At 37.8% G+C, this 22,605-nt stretch carries 18 protein-coding genes; 8 read left to right on the plus strand and 10 right to left on the minus strand.

The genetic code is table 11. The features are described 5' to 3' along the window. Positions 1-185: 185 nt before the first annotated feature. The 4 genes from mreB to spoIID all read right to left on the minus strand — a co-directional run bounded on the left by mreB (position 186) and on the right by spoIID (position 4,011). Positions 186-1,217 (minus strand): rod shape-determining protein, encoded by a 1,032-nt coding sequence (gene mreB, locus HVS_RS15815; RefSeq protein ID WP_101303864.1) that lies wholly within the window; start codon positions 1,215-1,217, stop codon positions 186-188. 260 nt (positions 1,218-1,477) lie between these two features. Further along, positions 1,478-1,777 (minus strand): sporulation transcriptional regulator SpoIIID, encoded by a 300-nt coding sequence (gene spoIIID, locus HVS_RS15820; RefSeq protein WP_101303866.1) that lies wholly within the window; start codon positions 1,775-1,777, stop codon positions 1,478-1,480. Positions 1,778-1,941: 164 nt separating this feature from the next. Beyond that, positions 1,942-2,883, minus strand: coding sequence for a M23 family metallopeptidase (locus HVS_RS15825; protein WP_101303868.1), 942 nt, complete (start codon positions 2,881-2,883; stop codon positions 1,942-1,944). A gap of 18 nt (positions 2,884-2,901) precedes the next feature. Further along, positions 2,902-4,011, minus strand: a complete 1,110-nt coding sequence (gene spoIID, locus HVS_RS15830) for a stage II sporulation protein D (RefSeq protein WP_101303870.1) — start codon at positions 4,009-4,011, stop codon at positions 2,902-2,904. A gap of 245 nt (positions 4,012-4,256) precedes the next feature. On the opposite strand from spoIID, the gene HVS_RS15835 reads away from it, so the two are divergent. The 4 genes from HVS_RS15835 (at position 4,257) to HVS_RS15850 (ending at position 9,200) form a co-directional block, all read left to right on the plus strand. After that, positions 4,257-5,900: a galactose-binding domain-containing protein gene (locus tag HVS_RS15835; RefSeq protein WP_101303872.1), complete on the plus strand. Its 1,644-nt coding sequence runs from the start codon at positions 4,257-4,259 to the stop codon at positions 5,898-5,900. A gap of 317 nt (positions 5,901-6,217) precedes the next feature. Continuing rightward, positions 6,218-6,970 carry a stalk domain-containing protein gene (locus tag HVS_RS15840; protein ID WP_207654786.1) on the plus strand — a complete coding sequence of 251 codons (753 nt, stop codon included), beginning with the start codon at positions 6,218-6,220 and terminating at the stop codon, positions 6,968-6,970. A 167-nt stretch (positions 6,971-7,137) separates the two neighbouring features. Then, a complete protein-coding gene (locus HVS_RS15845; RefSeq protein ID WP_101303874.1) occupies positions 7,138-8,448 on the plus strand; it encodes a putative DNA modification/repair radical SAM protein in 1,311 nt (436 codons plus the stop codon). Next, positions 8,448-9,200 (plus strand): TIGR03915 family putative DNA repair protein, encoded by a 753-nt coding sequence (locus HVS_RS15850; protein WP_101303876.1) that lies wholly within the window; start codon positions 8,448-8,450, stop codon positions 9,198-9,200. The genes HVS_RS15845 and HVS_RS15850 overlap by 1 nt, the downstream gene beginning before the upstream one ends. Before the next feature lie 196 nt (positions 9,201-9,396). Here HVS_RS15850 and HVS_RS15855 read toward each other — a convergent pair whose 3' ends face one another. The 6 genes from HVS_RS15855 to HVS_RS15880 all read right to left on the minus strand — a co-directional run bounded on the left by HVS_RS15855 (position 9,397) and on the right by HVS_RS15880 (position 16,490). Next, complete coding sequence (locus HVS_RS15855; protein ID WP_101303877.1) at positions 9,397-9,795, minus strand: TIR domain-containing protein; 399 nt, start codon at positions 9,793-9,795, stop codon at positions 9,397-9,399. Between the two features lie 80 nt (positions 9,796-9,875). Beyond that, complete coding sequence (locus tag HVS_RS15860) at positions 9,876-10,334, minus strand: RipA family octameric membrane protein (protein WP_101303879.1); 459 nt, start codon at positions 10,332-10,334, stop codon at positions 9,876-9,878. A 73-nt stretch (positions 10,335-10,407) separates the two neighbouring features. Next, a complete protein-coding gene (locus HVS_RS15865; protein WP_101303881.1) occupies positions 10,408-13,509 on the minus strand; it encodes a type I restriction endonuclease subunit R in 3,102 nt (1,033 codons plus the stop codon). Continuing rightward, complete coding sequence (locus HVS_RS15870; RefSeq protein WP_101303883.1) at positions 13,506-14,699, minus strand: restriction endonuclease subunit S; 1,194 nt, start codon at positions 14,697-14,699, stop codon at positions 13,506-13,508. The genes HVS_RS15865 and HVS_RS15870 overlap by 4 nt, the downstream gene beginning before the upstream one ends. Next, complete coding sequence (locus HVS_RS15875; RefSeq protein WP_101303885.1) at positions 14,696-16,264, minus strand: type I restriction-modification system subunit M; 1,569 nt, start codon at positions 16,262-16,264, stop codon at positions 14,696-14,698. The genes HVS_RS15870 and HVS_RS15875 overlap by 4 nt, the downstream gene beginning before the upstream one ends. A gap of 4 nt (positions 16,265-16,268) precedes the next feature. Continuing rightward, positions 16,269-16,490: a helix-turn-helix domain-containing protein gene (locus HVS_RS15880; protein ID WP_101303886.1), complete on the minus strand. Its 222-nt coding sequence runs from the start codon at positions 16,488-16,490 to the stop codon at positions 16,269-16,271. 652 nt (positions 16,491-17,142) lie between these two features. Between HVS_RS15880 and HVS_RS15885 the strand changes: the two genes are divergently transcribed. From HVS_RS15885 to HVS_RS15900, 4 genes are all read left to right on the plus strand, one after another. Next, complete coding sequence (locus tag HVS_RS15885) at positions 17,143-19,437, plus strand: phage/plasmid primase, P4 family (RefSeq protein WP_341456957.1); 2,295 nt, start codon at positions 17,143-17,145, stop codon at positions 19,435-19,437. A gap of 262 nt (positions 19,438-19,699) precedes the next feature. After that, the gene (locus HVS_RS15890) at positions 19,700-20,599 is read left to right on the plus strand and encodes a phage major capsid protein (protein WP_101303890.1); all 900 of its coding nucleotides are present in this window, start codon (positions 19,700-19,702) and stop codon (positions 20,597-20,599) included. Between the two features lie 132 nt (positions 20,600-20,731). Then, the gene (locus tag HVS_RS15895; RefSeq protein ID WP_242971613.1) at positions 20,732-20,878 is read left to right on the plus strand and encodes a hypothetical protein; all 147 of its coding nucleotides are present in this window, start codon (positions 20,732-20,734) and stop codon (positions 20,876-20,878) included. Positions 20,879-20,935: 57 nt separating this feature from the next. Beyond that, on the plus strand, positions 20,936-22,588 hold the full coding sequence (locus tag HVS_RS15900; protein ID WP_101303895.1) for a recombinase family protein: 1,653 nt from the start codon (positions 20,936-20,938) through the stop codon (positions 22,586-22,588). The last annotated feature ends 17 nt before the right edge of the window (positions 22,589-22,605 follow it).

A 22,605-nucleotide genomic window follows, 5' to 3' on the forward strand; every position in this document is an offset into this window, starting at 1 on the left:
AAATAAGATGCAGAGTATTCCCCTTTAGAGTTAAGTAAGTAGGTGTTTTTTATAAACATATGCAAGACTTGAACATTTAAAAACAAAAAAGGAAAAAGCATTCTAAATTCAGCTTTTCCCTTTTCTCTTTAAACTGTTCCCTTTTCTTTTCAAGTTTTTTATTGTCTGCTATTGCTTTTTTTGCATTATCTCCGACTCATCTGTTCTGCTTCTTCAGTTTTTTCTACAATTTCAATGTTTTCAAGAACTTTTCCTGTACCTAAAGCAACACATGATACAGGGTCATCTGCAACAACCACATCTATACCTGTCTTTTCCTGAATCAGCTTGTCAAAACCATATATAAGACTTCCACCGCCTGTCATAACAATACCCCTGTCACTGATGTCTGATGCCAGTTCCGGCGGAGTTCTTTCAAGTACTGAATGGACAGCTTCAACAATACTGGAAACAGGCTCTTCTAATGCTTCCATAATCTCTGTTGACGAAACGGTAATGGTTTTAGGCAGTCCGGATATAAGATTTCTTCCCCTGATATCCATTGTAACTTCCTGAACCCTGGGATATACAGTTCCGATATTTATCTTCAATTCCTCAGAAGTACGTTCACCTATCATTATGTTATGCTTCTTTCTCATGTACCTTACAATGGCTTCATCAAATTTGTCTCCAGCTACTTTTATGGAAGTGCTCACAACAGTCCCGCCCAGAGATATAACCGCTATATCAGTAGTCCCCCCGCCAATATCTATAACCATGCTTCCACAGGCTTTTGAAATGTCTATCCCTGCCCCGATAGCTGCTGCTATAGGCTCTTCAATAAGGTGCGTTCTTCTTGCACCTGCCTGGTTGGCTGCCTCCCTTACAGCCCTTTTCTCAACTTCCGTTACACCGCTTGGGACACATACAATAATTCTTGGCTTGAAAAATTTGAATATCCTGTTTCCTGTGACTTTATTAATGAAGTACTTTAACATTCTCTCGGTTATATTGTAGTCTGAAATTACACCGTCCTTTAAAGGGCGTATTGCAACTATGTTACCCGGCGTCCTTCCCAACATCCTCCTGGCTTCTTCCCCTACAGCCAAAAGCTTGTTGTTGTTTCGATCCAATGCCACAACTGAAGGCTCACTCAGCACAACACCTTTTCCCTTTATGTATACAAGTATTGTAGCTGTTCCCAAATCTATTCCTATATCCTGCCCAATTCCAAACAAAACGCATCTTCCTTTCGAAATTCAAGATAGAAAAAATAAAAATTACCCCGAATTATTTATACCATATTAATATTATCACACTATACTAATATTGCAAGATTTTTGTTGACTAAGTTTTTGGTTTTTTTGTTATTATTTTTACAATTATTTTTTGCAATTATAAAGAAAAGACTTTAAGTGTATAAAAATTCACTCAAAGCCTTCAGTTACCATCAACTTTTATAAAATTATCATTTTAATAAACATATTTATACTGCCTTTTACCCATGTTTATATTTATCATTTTCTCGCTTCTTTTTAAGCATAGCTTCGCTTCTTTGCTTATATTTAGCTTTAGTTGCCATCCCGCCTCTGATATGTCTTTCAGCTTTATTTTTTTCTAAAACCTTTTTAGTCTCTTCAGCCAGCACAGTGTTTATTTTTGCCAACCTTTCTGTGACATCTTTATGTACCGTACTTTTACTTATCCCGAATTTTTTAGCTGCAGCCCTCACTGTAGCATTGTTTTCAATTATAAATCCAGCAAGCTCTATAGCTCTTTCTTCTATGTATCCTTTCAATGGTATGCCCCCCAAATTTCAATAACTACAGTAATATATATGCTGCATCAGATACACTTATGATATATAAATAGGGTCAGGCTTAAATAATTTACCTGCACATATATACAAGTAAATTTACTTAAGTCTGACCCGTTTTCTAAAAGGCATTAGTCAATAAAGCATTAGTCAATTGGTAAGTACTCTACCGGATTTACAGGTTGGTTGTCTTTCAATACTTCAAAGTGAAGATGTGAAGGGTCTGCTGCTTTAAAAGCTGCTGTATCTCCAACACATCCTATTACCTCTCCCTGCTTTACTTTTTGATTAGGAGTAACCATATCATCACTTGCAAGATTTGCATATACTGTTTTTAAGTCCTTTGAATGCTCTACAATAATTGTTACGCCCAACCTCGGATCATTTTTAATACTGGTTACGACACCATCTGCCACAGCTTTTACAGGTGTTCCCCTTTCTGAACTTATCCCAACTCCTGTATGGGCTCTCCACTCATTTAAAGTTTTTGAGAAAACAAGCTTGTCTACAGCAAATTCCAGTATTATCTCCCCGTGAACAGGCATGATAAATTTAGGGGTACCAGCCGTTTCAAGAACATCTTCCTGGTCTTGTGCAATTGTTTCTTCTGCCTCAACTATCCCGGCTGTCCCAAATGTCTCAACTGCGTCTTCTAAAGCAGTTTCTGCACTCCCTTCCAAAGAAACTTTTTCATTCCCCTCTTCTAAACTCTTCTCTTCTAAAGCTTTCCCGTCTAAAGCCTCATCTCCCTGTTCTTCAATAGAAGCCTGCCCTTCTGTTTCTCCCCTGTCTCCCTTATAGTCCTCCTCAAATATTTCATTGTCGCTTACAGAAATATCTCCTTCATCCTGATTTTGGGCAATCACCTCCTTATCCCTTTCAAAATAAGCAGTGCTTTGGTCCATATTTCCCATCATATCAGGAGTAATTATTTCTTCCCCGTCATTGTCAAATGCCACTAAATAACCCGTCACACCTATAATTATCAAACATAAACCTAAAACAATAAAAAATCCTTTCTTGTCAAAAAAGTCCAGCACTTTCTTTTGCGTAATTTTCTTGTCCGGAAATAATTTTTTGAAATTCACTTTTTCCACCTCCATAAATTATTGTTTCCGCAAATGGGAACAATATACATGGAGGTAAAGATTTTTTAAAAATTTTCTAGTTTTTTCTAAATTTTGTATATGTTCTAAAGTAACACCCTTATAATAATATTTTATAATTTCTTCAAAGTCTTTTCCGTTTTTAGCAAGGTGGTTAGCTCCCCACTGGCTCATCCCAACCCCGTGGCCATGTCCTATGGTGATTATATTTATTTCCCCGTCTTCCCCTTCTTCTATGCTGAAATTTGTAGACCTTAAATCTAAAATCCTTCTAAAATCAGTACCCTTTAAAGTAACATCCCCCACTTTAATTTTATCCACCCTTTCACTATCTGTCCTGTTAAGTATTTCAATTTCATCTATAATGTTTTCACCTTCAATTTTTAAATCAGGAATTTCACATTTAATTGCACTTATAAAGTCCTCCTGTTTAAATGCTGTCACCACTTCATAATCTGAACAAGCGTCCTCCCCTTCACTTTTTACGCTTTTTAAATAGGGCACTTCCACCCCTTCCCACACATTCTCAGAATTTTCAGTTGCACCACCGCTATTTGCATGGTAAAGAGGATTAATAACTTTATTTTCATACAAAATGACTATGTCTTTGGTCTCATCAACAGCTCTTTTAATTTTATCCCAGTTTTTTTGCCCGTTGCTTTCACCCCATTTTTTAAGGGCATCATCTTTACTAATCCAAGCCTGGCAATGTCCGGGATCAGTGCAGATATCTCCCCCTTTGTGAACATCTGCACCGTTGGCTGCATACATCTTTTTCATTCTCCCATACGCATATGTTCTTGCAGCTACTGCCTGAGCCTTCAAAGCCTCAATTTCAAAATTTGCCGCCATCTCCGCTGCCACCACTCCTAAAAGATACTCTTCAAGGGACATTTTTTTTACTTCATCCTCAGATGCTATATAAACATCCAGATAAAGCACTTCCTCTTCACCCTCTTCTTTTCCGGCATCTTCTTCAGGCGGCAAAAACCCGCCGTCGTCTATAGGTATAAGTTCTTCAGCAACGGTGCTGCATCCCCGCACTATTATTAATGGTAAAAGCACTATAACCATTGTCATTAAAAAAACGTAATCAACAAATTTTTTCATACTTAATATTCCTTTTATTTTAGTAATTTTTAAATCTTTTTTAGTGGTTTTTAAAAACCAGATACATTATTAATAACTGCATTAATAGCTATATCAGTAACTATATTAGAAACTTATATTAACAACTCTATATTAATAACTATGTTTGTCTAAAACCAAATATCCATTAAAACTGCTAAATTTATCGAATTTTATTGTAAAAGGATTCGTCCTATTGGTTTATTATTTTAAAGGAGGTTTTATATATGAGAAAGTTTAGTTTTTTTATGGTGGTGATAATTCTTCTTGCTGCCTGCCTTCCAAACATAACATTTGCAGAAGAAGACATATACCCGGGATTCAGGGTAATAGGAAGACACCTTTATGACAACAGAGGGGAAAAAGTCATCCTCTATGGTCCAAATATAATGACCATATGGGGCGAGATAAGCGGTGAAAAAACTTTTGCCGAAATTGCAAAAACAGGGGCAAATGCCATCAGAATAGTCTGGCTTACTACCGGCTCTGCCAGAAATCTTGACCTGGCAATATACAACTGCCGCAAAAACAATATGATACCAATGGTTGAACTTCATGATGCAACAGGTGAATGGCACAAGCTCCCCCAACTTGTGGACTACTGGACAAGTCCTGAGATTGTAGAGGTTATTAAAAAACACCAGGAATACCTTCTCATTAACATTGGCAATGAAGTAGGTGCAGAAGTTTCTGAAAGCGATTTTAAAGAAGGCTATGAAACAGCTGTAAAAAGAATGAGAGAGGCGGGAATTCACGTTCCCCTTATAATTGACGCCTGCAACTGGGGTCAAAATATAGATATTTTGCAAGCAACAGGACCTTATCTGATAGAGGCTGACCCAGATAAAAATCTTATGTTTTCAGTACATATGTGGTGGCCATACATGTGGGGAAATGATGAGCAGAGAGTTATTAATGAAATAAGAGAGTCTGTTGAAATGGGGCTTCCCCTTATCGTCGGTGAGTTTGGAAATGCCTGGGAAGAAACTGAACAAGGTGCTATTCCTTATAAGACAATAATGGAACAGTGCTATTTAAATGAAATTGGATACATGCCATGGTCATGGGGGCCTGGAAACAATCCTCAGACTTTTCTTGATATGACAACCGATGGTACATATGAATCTTTACATGGATGGGGTTTGGAAGTTTGTGTAACCCATGAATACAGTATAAAAAATATTGCAGTACGCCCGGCTTCAATGCTTGAGCCATCTAATGTTCCACCACCTGACCTTTCACTTCCGCCAGGCAGTTTATCACGCAACAAACCTGTTTTTGTCTCTTCAACAGAACCTGGTTTGGGCAACATTCCTGAACATGCAGTGGATGGGGATGTAACTACAAGGTGGTCTTCTGATTATTATGACCCTCAATACTTATATGTGGATCTTGAAGATGTGTACGAAATAGGCAAAATTTACATTGAGTGGGAAGATGCATATGCAGCTCAATACAAAATTCAAGTTTCCAATGATGCAGAAAATTGGACGGACATCCATGTTGAGTACAACGGCAAAGGCGGTATTGAAGAAATTGAAGTTGAGGCAACCGGCAGGTATGTAAGGCTTTACTGTATGCAGCGTGCAACCCAGTGGGGTAACTCACTCTACACATTTGAAGTATACCCTCCAGAAGGTGCTATTATAGAACCGCCTGACTTTACCCTTGGTGATATAAATGAAGACGGGATAATCAATACAATAGATTATTCTTTAGTGACAAGACATGTTTTAGAAGTGTCCACCCTTTCAGAAAACCAGCTCCTTGCAGCAGATTTAAATGGGGATGGAGTAGTTGATACCGTTGACTGTTCACTTTTTAGCAGATATCTCCTTGAGATAATTACAACATTTCCGAAAGAAAAGTAAAATTTTAAAAAAGTACGAAGGCTTAAGCTTTCGTACTTTTTTAAACAACCTTTTTCAGCCTTTTTCTTAAAGCTTCATATTCTACTTACTCATTTTCCTTTTAAGGCACTATGAAATTATTTGCACCTTATTAGATAACATAATAACTTATTATGGAAGTGTTTTTTATAAGTTCAAGTTTTATCTTTTATAATTTATTGCCTTTTTTTAGCCATTGCGTCTTATTAAAAACTTACCGATATTTGCATTAACATAATTTTTATAATACAATTAGTAATCATGGTTTAAAAAATAAAATACTTAAGGAGCTGAAAATTTTGAAAAAAGAGAATCTAACAAAACTTATTGTCTTAACTAGTGTTATTGTTTTATGTGCAGGTATAGTTGCTTTTGCATCTTCTCTTACCACTGAGATTAAGGCAATACTAACCCAGGAATTTACAATCAAGTATTACGGTGAAGTTCAAGAGATGAAAGACGGCTCAGGCAATCCTGTATATCCTATCGTCTATAACGGTACTACATACCTTCCTGTCCGTGCTATCAGCGATATGATGGGCATACCCGTTGATTGGGATGCAAGTACAAAAACCGTTATCCTTGGAACTGAGGAAAAGCCTCCGAAAAGTGTATTAAGCTTTGAAGGAAAAACATCTGATTACAGCAGCAAAGTAACTGACAAAGCTTCCCTTACAGTTAAAGGAGCCAATGGGGCAGATATCGTGTATAATGACGGAGTAAGCTTTAGAATCTGGAACGGAACCTCTTCTGCTAATGCTGACAGGGCATATCAAGCTAATATTGGGGGAGGTTATACTAACCTATCTTTTGATGCATATGTTGCTACCCACGAAGATAATTTTGGCAAACGACCTTATGAAATCATTATCTATAATATTGATAATGGAGAAAAATTAGCATCTATAACTGTCATGGCCGGTGAAATAAAAAAAGTTGAAGATATCGATATAACAGGAGTTAAAAAAATAGGCTTTGCAGCAAACGGAATTCAAATTACCGGTGCAGATAACACTGACCGGGCATACTTCTTTAATCCTACTGTAGAATAATTATATAAACTTGATAATAAATACTTAAAAGAAACAGCACCATCTAAAAGAGGGTGCTGTTTCTTTTGAATTTTTTCGAACATATGTTTGATTTGTTCTGTTTTTTGTGGTATAATTTATTTATAAATTACACCAACAACTAACCTGGTTTGGAGATGAGGGTTTTTATGGAGCTTCAACAAAAGCTTAAAATTTTATCAGCTGCTGCAAAATATGATGTGTCCTGTTCTTCCAGTGGAAGTTCCAGGCAAAATACTAAAGGCGGAATCGGAAACGGTGCATACTGCGGTATTTGCCACAGCTGGGCTGATGACGGAAGGTGTATTTCCCTTTTAAAAATCCTTCTTACAAATTACTGTGTTTATGACTGTGCCTATTGTGTAAACAGAATATCAAATGACGTTCCAAGGGCAAGCTTTACCCCGAAAGAAGTTGCGGACCTTACCATTAATTTTTATAAAAGAAATTACATAGAGGGGCTTTTTTTAAGCTCTTCCATTATAAAAAACCCAAACTACACCATGGAACTTCTGTATGAGTCTGTCCGGCTTTTAAGGGAAGAATACCGTTTTAACGGCTATATACATATAAAAGCCATTCCGGGTGCTGATCTTAGGCTTATTGAAGCAACAGGACTCTTGGTGGACAGAATGAGTGTAAACATCGAGCTTCCTTCCAGCAGCAGCCTTAAAATTTTAGCGCCCCAGAAAGAAAAGCAATCAATACTAAAACCCATGTCCTTTATTACATCAAAAATACTTGAAAAAAAAGATGAAAGAAGACATTTAAAAAAAGCCCCCGGCTTTGTTCCTGCCGGTCAAAGCACTCAAATGATTATAGGGGCAAGTCCTGAAAATGATTTAAGCATTATACGTCTTTCTGAAAAACTGTATCAGCACTATAAATTAAAAAGGGTATACTACTCTGCATATGTGCCTGTTAATTCATCAAACCCCAATCTTCCTGCGATAAACACACCCCCGCTATTGAGGGAACACAGGCTTTATCAGGCAGATTGGCTTTTAAGGTTTTACGGGTTTAATGCTGACGAACTTTTAGATGAAAAAACCCCAAACTTTGATGTAGAGCTGGATCCAAAAGCCAATTGGGCTCTTAATAATTTAAATTATTTTCCTGTGGAGGTAAACAAAGCTGACTTAGAAATGCTTCTCCGTGTGCCGGGTATAGGCATACGCTCTGCCTATAAAATCTTAAGGGCACGGAAGGTTAAAGCACTAAATTATGATGACCTGAAAAAACTGGGTATAGTTTTAAAGCGGGCTAAATTTTTTATCACATGTAACGGCAGATACAGCGGAGGAATAGACATAGACAGCGGACTTATAAGGTATGCCCTTACAGACAATGTTAAAATCAATGACGACAATATTAAGTGGGAGCAGATTTCCCTTTTTTCCATGATTGATAAAGTCCCTACGGCAAATGATAATTTTATGAGCATAACAGGTGAGATATAATGATATTTTACTATTATGACGGAAGTTTTGAAGGGCTTTTGACAGCTATATATGAAGCATACTACAGGAGGGAATCTCCGACTATTATGCCTGAAGAAAAGAATATTCAAATGCAGTTGTTTTCAACAAATGTAAAAATTGAAACTTCAGAGGAAAAGGCATCAAAGGTATATGATGCAATATATAAAAAAATTTCCTATGATGCTTTAAAAAATGTGTACCATGCATACCTTTCAGAAATTGAAGGTATCAGCCAGAACATATTCAAATACTTAAAACTTGGTTTTAAGTTAGGTAAAGAAGTGGATTATCACTTAACAGACGAAAACGTCCTTGCTGTACATAAAGCAGCTAAATCGGTCCAAATGGAAAGGCATCTAATATTGGGTATATTGAGGTTTAAATGCCTCCATGAGGATTTATACTATGCCTCTTATGAACCTGACCACAATATAACTTCCCTTTTGGTTTCACATTTTTCCAAAAGGCTTTCAAATCAAAACTGGATAATACATGATATAAAAAGAAATATTGCAGCTGTGTACAACAAAAACAATTGTATAATTACAGATTTACTGGGAGAAATTAGCGGGCAGCCAATGGTTAAAACAGATGAGTATGAAACTCTGTTTAAGGAGTTTTTCAAAAGTATTTGCATTAAGGAAAGAATTAATCCTAAACTTCAAAAACGGTTCCTCCCAAAAAGATATTGGAAACACCTTGTTGAAATGAGTCAGGAAGCAAATTCCTGACTCATTTTTCCTGTTAATTTTTCCAGATTATTTTATAAACTTTCATTACTCCTCTATACCAAAGAAAAGATAGCCAAAAAAGAAGCGTTCACTTAGGGATTGAAGAAAACTTAAATGAACAGCTTCAAGCGTGGCAAAAAAGACCAGTCATGTTCAAGCGTAATTGCTTGTAGTGACTGGTCTCTTTTTTATACAATTATTTGCGTATAGCTCCAACAATTGAACTTGTATTCCACTTAACAATTTCATCAGCTGCATTTTTAACAACTTGTGAAGTTCGTTCAGAGCCCCAAGGCTCAATTGCAATAATCCGTTTTGGAGTATAAAAACCATTTTTCGCAAGGTCTATTTCTATATTAATCCACTTACTATATGTAGAATAGACACCAGCAAGAATTAAAACACAACTGGCAGGAGCCATTTGAGCTTTAATGGCTTCTTTTAGCTGCCACTGTGTCGGGGCATTGTGTATAGGGTCATCTTTAGGCACAGAATAATTTCTATACGAGAAATAGCTAGCGTTATCTAATAGATCAACCAATCTGTCATATGCATCCGAATAAGTCCATGAATGGCTTATTAATAAATTATACATTTTATTAACCTCCTTAGTATAAAAATTTTTTTACATGTATTTTCGTAATACTACTGCACAACTATTGTTCATGTATGTATTCATTTAAAAATACAAATTGCCACTTGCCAAAATATGCATATTATGTAGAGGATAATAAAAAGCCATGGAAGAATTCGTTCCAGATGTGTAAATCGCCTATACTTCTTATTATCTCCAAGCAATGACCATTCATAGGCATATGGAGATATGGGCAACTTTTTTTCGATTTCATTTATTATTTGATATTTAACACTATTAAGTTTCTTATAGCTTATTATCGAATTTAACCACAGTATACTTACAATTGCTCCGACCATAGATAGAAGTATGCTTTTATAATCAAACGTAAATGAAATCAACGCAATAATAGCAGCATTGACTGTGATGTATACATTGTTAGTACTGATTCGTCTCTCACTATTACAATTAGCCATTTCAACACAGGTCTTCCATTGTTCAAGTAAATGATCCTTATATTGTTCTCCATATTCTTCACTTTTCAAGTTTTCTATTTCCACTGTCTTCCCTCCCCCTAAAAATTAGCATAGCAACTATAATGCTAATTATAATTAATGATCGTAATGCATTTTGCTACACCAACCCTAAATACTTCTCAAAGAATAACATCAGTTTTTCAATAATTCCTTGCTTTTTCGCGGCTCTGCCTCCGCCAAAGCGGGATACAGGTGGCATGATTTTATCAATGGCTGTACCGGTCGTTTTAAGCATTCCGTCTCGGAAAGCATTGTCGATGAAACGGCGGGTTTCTTCGGGCTTTAATTTTTCTTCTTCTATAATTGCTGTAATATCCGCTTCCTTACGCTCATGGAGGAATTTACGCCAATCCTCATCCACTTTGGTCGATACATTGACTTGCTCAATAAAACGCTCGATAAGTTCTTTCTTACTTCGAAGTTCAATACTCGAATTGATAGCCTTATCAATAGTTGTAAGAATGGTTTTATCCTTACAGTTGGATTGTTGATATTTAGCTACAAGCATAAGGATGTAGTCAATGTTTACCTCTATCTGTTTGACCAGTTCAATCTCAAAAACTATGTCATCATTGATAGTTTCTTTGTCACCATCAGTACCTTTTCTATATTCCTGATACAGGTCAATATAAATGCTCTGATAGTCCTGAAAATCCCTTTCAGATAAAATCTCATTTCCTTCAAAGTCATCGAAAGAAGTAAGAATATTTCTGAGCCTGAGTATTGCTCCATATAACCTGATAAAGTCTTTTTCCGCTTCTTCTCCGAGAATAGGTTGTCCAAGGGGATACTGTGTTGTAAGAGTTGTAATCAATTCAGCATAGCCCGGCTTATACTCACCTTTATCATCATAGCCGTTATAGTATTCTTCGTATGTTTTTAGCAGTACAATACCGCCAGCATCCTTATTGCCGAATAGTGCAATAGCTTTGTCTGTTTCTTCTTTCAAATCTCTGAAACAAACGATATTACCATAGGTCTTAACGCTGTTTAGGATGCGGTTGGTTCTTGAAAAAGCCTGAATAAGTCCATGCTGGCGCAGATTTTTGTCTACCCATAGCGTATTCAGGGTTGTTGCATCAAAACCTGTCAGGAACATATTGACAACAATCAATATATCAATCTCCCGATTCTTTACACGAAGAGAGAGGTCTTTATAATAATTCTGGAACTTATCCGAGGAAGTATCGTAATTCGTGTTAAATGTGGAATTGTAATCTCGGATAGCCGCCTCAAGAAAATCTCTGGAGCTCTGGTCAAGGTTTTCCATATTAAAATCCTCTTCAGGAAGCAATCCATCTGGCTCTTCTTCATTTGCACTAAAACTGAAAATAGTTGCAATGGTAAGGTTACGGTTCTTTTCCGCTATCTGCTTCTTAAACTCATTATAGTATCTGATTGCCATTGGGATGGATGCAGCAGCAAATATGGAGTTGAAACCGGCAACTCGCCTTGTTTCACGCTTTTCTATCATCTTTTTAGGGTTGTGCTTCTCTGCTTCTTCCCATTTCGCAGAGAATGTGTAATAACTATTGCGCTTCGTCTTTTGATCAAAGTGTTCAAGAACGTAAGAAACAATTTCACTGATTCGCTGTGGATCTGCTAAGGCTTTTTCTCTATCTATGCTATAGACTTTTTTATCATTAACGTAATCAGGCATCTTAATGGTATTGATAAAATCTATTCTAAAAGGCAGAACATTCCCATCATTGATGGCATCTACAATGGTATAAGTATGTAGCTTTTCTCCAAAAGCCTGCTCGGTTGTACGAAGCAATGGGTTACCTCCTGAACTGGCATTAGCAGCAAAAATCGGAGTTCCCGTAAAGCCGAAGATATGGTAGTTCTTAAAACTCTTCGTGATAGCTTGATGCATTTCACCAAACTGGGAACGGTGGCACTCATCAAAAATCAGCACCACGTGTTTCTTATAAATATCATGCTGTTTATTTTTACGGATGAATATATCCAACTTCTGAATAGTGGTTACAATGATTTTGTATTCATGAGGATTTCCTTTTTCATCCCTGTCTTCCAATTGTCTTTGAAGAACTCTTGTGGACGTATTACCATTAGCAGCTCCCTTTTCAAAACGGTCATATTCCTTCATAGTCTGATAGTCTAGGTCTTTACGGTCAACGACAAACAGTACCTTGTCTATGTAAGGCAAGGCAGAAGCTAATTGGGCTGTCTTAAAACTGGTCAATGTCTTACCAGAGCCTGTTGTATGCCAGATATATCCTCCAGCTGCAGTTGTGCCCATCTTCTTGTAGTTGGTTGATACTACAATGCGTGATAATATACGTTCTGCAGCCGCTATTTGATAAGGACGCATTACAAGGAGCAGATCCTCAGATGTAAAGATACAATATTTTGTTAGTATATTTAAGAGGGTATGCTTGGCAAAAAATGTTTTAGTAAAGTCCACAAGGTCAGGAATAATTTTGTTATTTGCATCTGCCCAAAAGCTGGTAAACTCAAAGCTGTTGCTTGTTTTTTTGCTTCTTCGACGTTCACTGCTATTTTGCTCCTTGATATGTGCGTTTCTTGTGGTGTTGCTATAATACTTTGTATGGGTGCCATTGGAGATTACAAATATTTGCACATACTCAAATAAACCAGAAGCCGCCCAAAAACTGTCACGCTGGTATCTTTTTATCTGGTTGAAGGCTTCTCGGATAGCAACACCACGACGCTTTAACTCTACATGAACTAGTGGAAGTCCATTTACAAGGATTGTTACATCATATCGAGTTTCATGCTTGCCGCCTGCTTCTTCGTACTGGTTAATAACCTGTAGGCGGTTGTTATGGATATTCCTCTTATCTAAGAGGTAGATATTCTTTGTTGTTCCATCTTCACGTTTTAGAATCTGGATATGGTCATCTTGAATTTTTCTGGTCTTTTCAACAATTCCCTCGTTAGTATTTGCTATACATTCTGTGAAAAATTTATCCCATTCACTATCAGTAAATGTAAAATCATTAAGCAGTTCAAGTTGCTTTCGGAGATTTTCTATCAATGAAGCTTCATTGTGTACTGAAATATATTCATATCCTTGTGAAGTTAGTTGCCTGATAAACTCCCGCTCAAGTTCTGCCTCGCTCTGATACTTTTCAGGACGGACATTATATTCAGCTGCATATTCAGCAACAACCGTTGCTTCATCAGTACTGGCAACGATGTTGTAAATGCTCATGCCGTCACCTCCTTGAAAGATAACAGTTTATCTCTGTAATATTCATATTGCTTTTGACGTGCTTCAATTTCAGCAGGAATACCGCTGGTTAAGTCGTTGCAGAGGGCGTCAAAGCGATCGAGGATAGCTACGATGCGCTCTTGTTCTTCTAAGGGTGGAACAGGGATTTTATAAGCCAATAATTTATCTTGTCTTAACCTTGTTACCTTTGCACCATGAGCAAATTTTTCTTTGTATCTGCTAAAATCTGTTGTTTGTAATAAATAGGTTATATATTTTGTGTTTTGATTATGTCTAAAGGCAAACATATCACCACTTATACATATATCTCCACCAAGCCAAGCCAAAGGCTTACATACATCTTCAACATTCTCACTTACACCTGCAATGAGTACATCTCCCTTTTTAGCCTTTTTCAGTTTTTTTGATTTGTCTACTGAAACAAATGATATTGTTTCAGTAGCGCTTGTACCATAGTAAGTATGTATTTGTCCGTAATGAATACATGGAAAACCTTCTTCTACAAAATCAGATTTTAATAATCCACTTCCTCTTATTAATTTTCCAATCTCCCCTAAAGTCTTCCACTCTACCTCATCTCCAAATGTCAATAGCAAATCCCTATAATACTCATACTGCTTTCTTCTTGCTGTAAGCTCTGCTGTAAGCTCTGCTGTAAGCTCTGCTGTAAGCTCTGTGAAATTGTCCAGAATACGGACAATTTCCTGCTGAACAGGCAGAGGGGGAAGGGGAATTAAATAGTCATTTTTAATAACTGATGGATGTGCCTTATTTACATAGTCATAAGTTTTCCCCAACCAAAGACTATCCATTACATAATATAAATATCTTATATTCAATACATCTTTTCTTAATACTCTTAACCATCCTGATACATTTGTTAAAGAAAACTTATGTTTATTTCTGTAGAAAAATCTACCACCACCATCAATTGACCATGATAAAAGTACTTCATCAAACATATATTGATTATATTTTCCCATTAGTCCTTCTCCAATTGCTGATGAAGAATAAACAGGATATTTCCCTGGATTATCACTTATTGTTTTTTTAGATATTACTTTACCTCTTCCTAATTCCAGTATGCTATCCTTTTCTAAATCCCCCAATAATTTATACTCCACCCCATCTGGACAAAGTTCAGCAATCAATTCATCTAACTTACTCATTTGCCCACCTCAATTTCCGCAATAATCTTATCTATTTCTTCCCTTAAAACCTGCTCTCTCGCCACAATCTTTTCTATCTCAGCATTAAGAGCAACAATATCAATCTTTTCTCTCGTATCCTCTTGTTCCACATATGTTGAAACAGACAGGTTATAATCTTGTTCAGCTATTTCACTGTTTGGCACAAGCCTAGCAAAATGCTCAATATCTTTTCTATCTTTGAATGCGTTAAGAATGGTCTCAATATTTTCTTGTGTTAGTTTGTTGTTATTCGTAACCTTGACAAATTCCTTTGATGCATCGATAAATAAGGTGCTATTTTCTGATTTAGATTTCTTTAGAACCATAATGCAGGTAGCAATGCTGGTACCATAAAACAAGTTATCCGGTAACTGAATGATACAGTCGATATAGTTATTATCAATCAGGTACTGTCTGATTTTCTTTTCAGCGCCTCCGCGGTACATTACACCGGGGAAACAAACGATAGCCGCTGTTCCGTTTGTTGCAAGCCAAGAAAGACTATGCATAATAAAAGCAAGGTCTGCCTTGGATTTAGGAGCCAATACTCCTGCCGGAGAAAAGCGAGGGTCATTAATCAAAATAGGATCATTATCGCCCTTCCATTTAATAGAGTAAGGTGGATTTGATACAATGGCTTCAAAAGGCTCATCATCCCAATGTTGCGGATCTGTTAGTGTGTCACCAAGGGCAATATCAAATTTGTCATAATCAATATCGTGCAGGAACATATTAATTCTGCACAGGTTGTAGGTTGTAATGTTGATTTCTTGACCGAAGAAACCTTGACGTACATTTTCTTTTCCTAAGATTTTTGCAAACTTTAGCAGTAGAGAGCCAGAACCGCAAGCGGGGTCATATACCTTGTTGACTTCAGTTTTTCCTACTAATGTTAAGTGGGTAAGGAGTTCAGAAACCTCCTGCGGCGTATAGTATTCACCACCACTTTTTCCTGCATTGGATGCATACATACCCATTAAGAATTCATAAGCATCACCAAAAGCATCTATAGTATTATCTTTGTAATCTCCCAGCTTCATTTCTCCAACAGAATTCAATAGCTTAACCAGTTTTTCATTACGCTTTGCTACAGTGTTACCTAGCTTATTGCTGTTAACATCAATATCGTCAAACAGACCTTTGAAATTATCTTCACTCTCTGTTCCTTGGGCAGATGCTTCTATATTACTGAAAATCTGCTCTAGTGTTTCATTTAAGTTTTCGTCATCCTTTGCACGAGCTCGGACATTTTCAAAAAGTTCGCTGGGTAAAATAAAGAAGCCTTTTGTCTTAACTAAATCCTCTCGTGCCTGTTCTGCTTCTTCGTCGGATAGCTTGGCATAATCAAATTCCGTATTGCCAGCTTCCCATTCTCCGGCGTTAATATAGGCAGTAATATTTTCAGATATGTAGCGGTAAAACAGCATTCCCAAAACATATTGCTTAAAGTCCCATCCATCTACACTGCCTCTTAAATCATTTGCCATATTCCATATCGTGCGGTGTAATTCCGCCCGTTCCTGTTCTTTTCTGTTATTTTCCATAACTCTACTCCCTTTCTTCAACCATATTTGGCACTAATTCCATGATATCTTTAAAATCGACACCAAGTGCCGTACAAACCTTTACAAGAACGTCCATACTGACATATTCGTTTTTAGAAAGCTTTGAAATTGACGATGGACTTATTCCCGCAGCAGCTTGCAAATCTTTCTTCTTCATATCGCGGTCTATCAACAATTTCCAAAGCTTTTTATAGCTAACGGACACTTTGGTCACCTCTTTATATCTTTTTTCCATTATAGCACATTTTCTTCAAAAGAAACATGATAATTCTGTGTTTGTGAAGTAATTTTACAATGTTAACAAAGATAATGATAGTTGTGTATGCCTTTATTTTTGATTTTTATTTAAATAAATACTTTTAGACAAAAAAGTCTGTAAGTCTATATGTAAAACCAAAGGCAAAGTTATAACATTCAGCCTTCTTAAATTTAATGCCACTTTCGCTCAAATTTGAGCAAAAGCATAAGCATTACAGCCGTCTTTTCTGGAAAACAGACAGGCTATTTTTTATTTTAGGGGTTCGAATCAATAGAATTCTTCGCTTATGGATGAGGAAGAAAAATATTTTTAGAAAATCCTCAACTAATGTGCCCTACCAAGGCTATAAGGTGAGAGGAAAATAATCCACCAATAAAAGCAGAGTTTTTCTCTCACTGCTCCTTGACAACTGAATACCCCGAAATGCAAGAGATACTTCAAGCAGAATATGCCATGACGATAATTCCGAGCGTAATCCTTGAAAGATAACGAGGTTGTGTCCAACAAGGCAAACCCTCTGGAACAGTAGCGTTTCGGGTCATTTTTAACAGGCAAGGAGGTGAAATAACTGAAACCACAATATGATAACTTGCCACAGGTGCTTAAAGATAAGCCACAGTTTTGCTGTTGGAAATATGAAGAACGAAGTGGTAGAAAAACCAAAGTTCCCTATAACCCAGTAACGAGAAAAAGGGCAAAACCAAATCAACGTGGTACATTTAAAGATTTTAGTTCGGCGGTAGCTGCTATAAGTGATTATGACGGTATCGGATTTTTGGTAGGTAATGACATTTGTGTTATCGACTTAGATGATTGCTTTGATAGCGGTGGTAAGCTTAAGCCTGTTGTCCAAAGTATTGTAGACGCTTTTATTGATTGCTATATGGAACACAGTCCATCTGAAAAAGGGCTTCATATTTTCTTTAAGGCCACAGGCTTTAACTTTGACAAAACAAAATATTATATCAACAACAGAAAGCTGGGAGTTGAGGTCTATGTGGGCGGAGCAACAAATCGTTTTGTTACCGTAACAGGCAATGTATATGCAAATGGTGATATAGCGGAGAAATCGAATGAACTACAGATGATACTAGACAAGTATATGTTGCGTCCTACCCCTGTGAAGCAAATTCTGGATACAGAAAGTCAATCCTATCTGTCTGACAAGTCTGTTATTGAGAAGGCTTTAAAATCGGCAAATGGAGAAAAATTCAAAGCATTATGGCAAGGAGATACGTCAGGCTATGCTTCTGCCAGTGAAGCTGATTTGGCACTTTGCGGTATGCTGGCATTTTGGTGTGGCAGGGATATTGGGCAGATGGACAGACTTTTCCGGCAGAGCGGCCTAATGCGAGATAAATGGAATAGACCACAGTCCGGCAGCAGTTATGGAATGATAACCATAGAAAAAGCAATCGCAAATGCTACTGAGATATACAAACCAGGTGGTAAGCGTTCATCAGCTACAGAAGATTTTGGTGAATGTTCCCTTGCTGGCTTTAAGCCTGAGAGTAACGATCGCTACCCTTGGACGGATATTGGGGCAAGCAGGTTGTTTGCTGATTATTATAAATCTTTTGCCCGCTTTGTTCCTGAAAGGAAGATGTGGTTTTGCTATGAGAATGGCATTTGGATTCCTGATGTCGGTAATCTAAAAGTAATGGAAATGTGTAAATCATTGGCTAACCAACTGCTAACCTATGCTTTAACTATTCAGGATGAACATCAAAGAAAGGCATACATTGACTATTGCCGAAAGTGGCAGTCAAGAAGATACCGAGAAACGGTACTTAAGGATGCACAGAGCGTATATCCCATATCAATGGCTGAATTTGACCAAGACCCGCAGGTACTCAACTGTGCCAATGGAACATTGTTTTTAATATCCATGGATTTTCATCCCCACAACAGCGAGGACAGACTCACAAAGATATCTGGTGTTAAATATGACCCGGAAGCAAAAAGCGAGCGATGGGATAGATTTATTCATGAGATTATGAGCGGAGATGAGGAAAAGGCAAAATTCCTCCAAAAAGCCTTTGGCTACAGTATCAGCGGAGACACTCGGTATGAATGCCTGTTTGTTCTCTATGGTGCTACAACTCGAAATGGTAAAGGTACGCTGTGTGAGAGCATTCTTAAGGTATTAGGCAGTTATGGCTGTACCGCAAGGCCAGAGACTATCAGTCTGAAAAAGAACAATAACAGTTCAAGTCCAAGTGAAGATATTGCCCGGCTTGCAGGAGTACGCTTTGTGAATATCTCCGAACCTAGCAGAGGACTTGTCTTAAATGCTGCACAGGTAAAAAGCATGACGGGTGGTGACACCATCAACGCAAGGTTTCTACATGAGAATTCCTTTGATTTTTCGCCAAAGTTTAAGCTGTATATCAACACCAATTATCTGCCCGTTATTACGGATATGACGCTGTTTTCCAGTGGCAGAGTGGTAATCATCCCTTTTGAACGACACTTCGATGAAAGCGAACAGGATAAAAGCTTAAAACGTGAATTTGCCAAACCGAAGAATCAGAGTGCTATCTTTAACTGGCTAATTGAAGGCTATCAGCTGTTAAAAAAGGAAGGCTTTACTTTACCTGATTCCGTTAAGACAGCAACGGAGGCTTATAAACGTGACAGCGATAAAATAGCATTATTTTTCGAGGATGCCTTGGAGGAAAGTCCTAACAGTGAGGTGCGGACATCCGAAGTGTATGCCCGGTATCAGCGTTGGTGCAGTGCCAATGGATGTTATTCGGAGAATGCAAGAAACTTTAAACAGGCATTAACAGCTATCGCCCGTGTAGAACGGAAACGACCACGTTCTGGTGGTGGAATGACCACAATGCTTATCGGATATAAGCTGACAGAAGAAGAATTTCTTCTTATTTAAACACAGTGTAGCAGCTTGTAGCAAAAAAAACAGGTTATATAAAAAAACGCTCTCGTATAGAGAGTTTAGTTTTTACCTGCTACATCTTGCTACAAAGCTTAAAACCACTAAAACCACTGGATACAACTCCATGTCCCCCTAGGGGAGGTCAAATCTCCACACCTTTTCATCTGGACAACGGGCGTGGGGCAACGCGTAAAAAAACGCAGTTTCAAACGGGGTATATACCCCACATTTAATAGAATTTAGGAGGTAAACGATTATGGCAACATCAACAACTTATAATAGAGCGTTTTGGAATGTTATGAAAGGAAAAGAAGAAAATAATCAAAATCTAAGCGAGGGCTTTGATAATGCAGGAGCCTATGTCGCACCAGACGAGTTCCGAGAAGGCTTTAACACTGCTTTGGCAAAGGAGAATATATTCCGCAGATTTGCTACTGTTATCAATCTATCTTCTGCAGAAGGTAAAATTCAAGCGGTATCCTCAACGGGTACAGCAGATTGGGTTGAAGACGGAGATCCAATTCCCGAAAGTGCCGATACATTTACACAGTTTCTGGTGAAATCATACAAGCTGGCATCTCTTGTCAAGCTAAACCGCTCATTCGTCACCGATATGAACTTTAATCTTGAAAAATATCTGATGGGTGATTTTGCGAAGCGTTTTGGCAAGGCTGAGGAAAATGCATTGCTTAATGGAAATGGCACAACTCAGCCAACAGGTATCCTTACGGCAGACGCAGATGTAACTACAACAGACAATAGTACCATCTCTTTTGATGAAATCATCTCTCTGTATTTTTCATTAAAAGCTGAATACCGAAATAACGCTGTGTTTATCATGCACGATAATACAGCCATGCTTCTTAGAACCCTTAAGGATACAAGCGGCAGTTATCTGTGGAATTCTTCAGATAACACCATCTTCGGAAAGCCTGTAGTTACCTCTCCATATATGCCTACAGTATTAGCAGGAGCAAAAAGCATTGTATTTGGAGATTTATCATACTACTGGCTGATTGAGCGTCAACCAATAACAATAAAAAAATTAAGTGAGTTATATGCATTGCAGGGGCAAATTGGATTTTCTGCTTACGAGAGATTGGATGGAAAGCTAATTCAACCGGATGCTCTGAAAATATTACAAATAAAAGCTTAAATAATGGATTAGGCACTGGGTCATCAATTCGGCTCAGTGCCAGTTCCTTCAAAACATCGGACAGGAGGTCACGATATGGAAAACCAAATTAGCAGCCGCACAACCAAATCCGATATCGGAGGTACGGTCTATGTGGTGGAATCACGAATAAGTGATTCAGCAAAGGAAAGTGCATATTCCAAGCTGAAACGACTGATTACGGTCAACGCAAAAAGCCTTTCAAAGTTATCAAATAGTTCAAATAAATCCACGGAAATCAACTCGACTTCTTCAAGGTAGTACGGTAATATACATAGTGCTAAACCGCTTGAAGACTGTCGGAAATGGAGGATAAAAATGAATAGACAGTCAACATTTAGCACTATACGTAAATCAACATTAGCATTTGAAGAAGCGAAAATTACTGCTCTTTACTGCAGGCTTTCCCGTGATGATGAGCTTGCAGGGGACAGCAATAGTATAGTAAACCAGAAGGCAATTCTAAAAAAGTATGCTGAGGACAACGGTTTTCGCAACATCGAATTTTATGTGGATGATGGGGTCAGCGGTACAACTTTTGATAGACCAGACTTTAACCGCATGATTGCTGATGTAGAGTCCGGTAGAATCGGAACGATTATCATCAAGGATATGTCCCGCTTTGGCAGGGATTACCTTAAAGTAGGATATTATACCGAGATTATGTTTCCTGAATCAGATGTACGATTCATTGCTATTAACAACGGTATTGATAGTGCTAACCAAACAGACAGTGACTTTACACCGTTTCTTAACATTATTAATGAATGGTATGCTAAGGATACTAGCAAGAAAATCCGTGCTGTATTCAAATCCAAGGGACAGTCCGGTAAGCCACTCTGCACCAATCCGCCTTACGGTTATATTAAAGACCCTGAAGATAAGTTGCACTGGTTTATAGATGAAGAAGCCGCAGAGGTGGTCAGAGATATTTTCCGACTGTGTATGGCTGGTTTTGGACCCACGCAGATAGCAAAGCAACTTGAAAAGCGATGCATTGATACACCTACGGTTCATCTTCGCAAAATGGGTATTAACACTCCAGCAAGACCACCTGAAAACCCATATGCTTGGTCGGCTCGTACCGTAGCAGATATTCTGGCTAAAATGGAATATCTAGGTCACACGGTAAATTTCAAGACTTCTAAAAAGTCATATAAGAGCAAAGTCAAGATATTGAACAATCCAGAAGATTGGCTGGTTTTCAAAAATACCCATGAAGCAATTATTGATGAAGGCACTTGGGAAACAGTGCAGAAAATCAGAGATGGCAAGCGAAGACCATCACGATTAGGTGAAATGGGAATGCTCTCTGGCATGATGTTTTGTGCCGACTGTGGAGCAAAGCTGTATCAGGTTAGAGGCAAGGGATGGACACACGATAAGGAATACTTCGTTTGTGCTACTTACCGCAAGAAAAAGGGTATGTGCAGTTCACATCAGATACGCAATGTTGTAGTGGAACAGCTTTTGCTAGAAGACTTAAGACGTGTAACCTCCTTTGCCAAAGACCATGAACAGGAATTCATCCGTATAGTAATGAATAATTCAGAAAAGGAACTTGCCAAAGAACTCCGCCAAAGTCAAAAGGAGTACGAACAAGCACAGACTCGCATTGCTGACATAGATAAAATCATTCGAAAGCTATATGAGGACAATGTGATGGGCAAAATTCCCGAAGAGCGTTTTTACAAGATGTCGGCTGAATATGAAGCGGAGCAGAAGGCACTGGAAGAAAGGATAACCAAATTAAAGCATACCATTGATACAGCAAATGAACAGTCCCTCAATACCGACCGCTTTTTGGCACTGGTTAAAAAGTACACAGAAATTACAGAATTGGATGCAGAGATTATCCGAGAGTTCATTGACAAAATTATTGTATTTAAGGCTGAAAAGATAGATGGCCGCAGAACCCAGCGGATTCAAATTTTCTATAACTGCATTGGTGCTATTGATTTGCCAAAGTAAACAAAAAACGGCATAGC

The sequence above is a fragment of the Acetivibrio saccincola genome, assembly GCF_002844395.1.
In the GTDB taxonomy this organism is placed as follows: Bacteria; Bacillota; Clostridia; order Acetivibrionales; family Acetivibrionaceae; genus Herbivorax; species Herbivorax saccincola.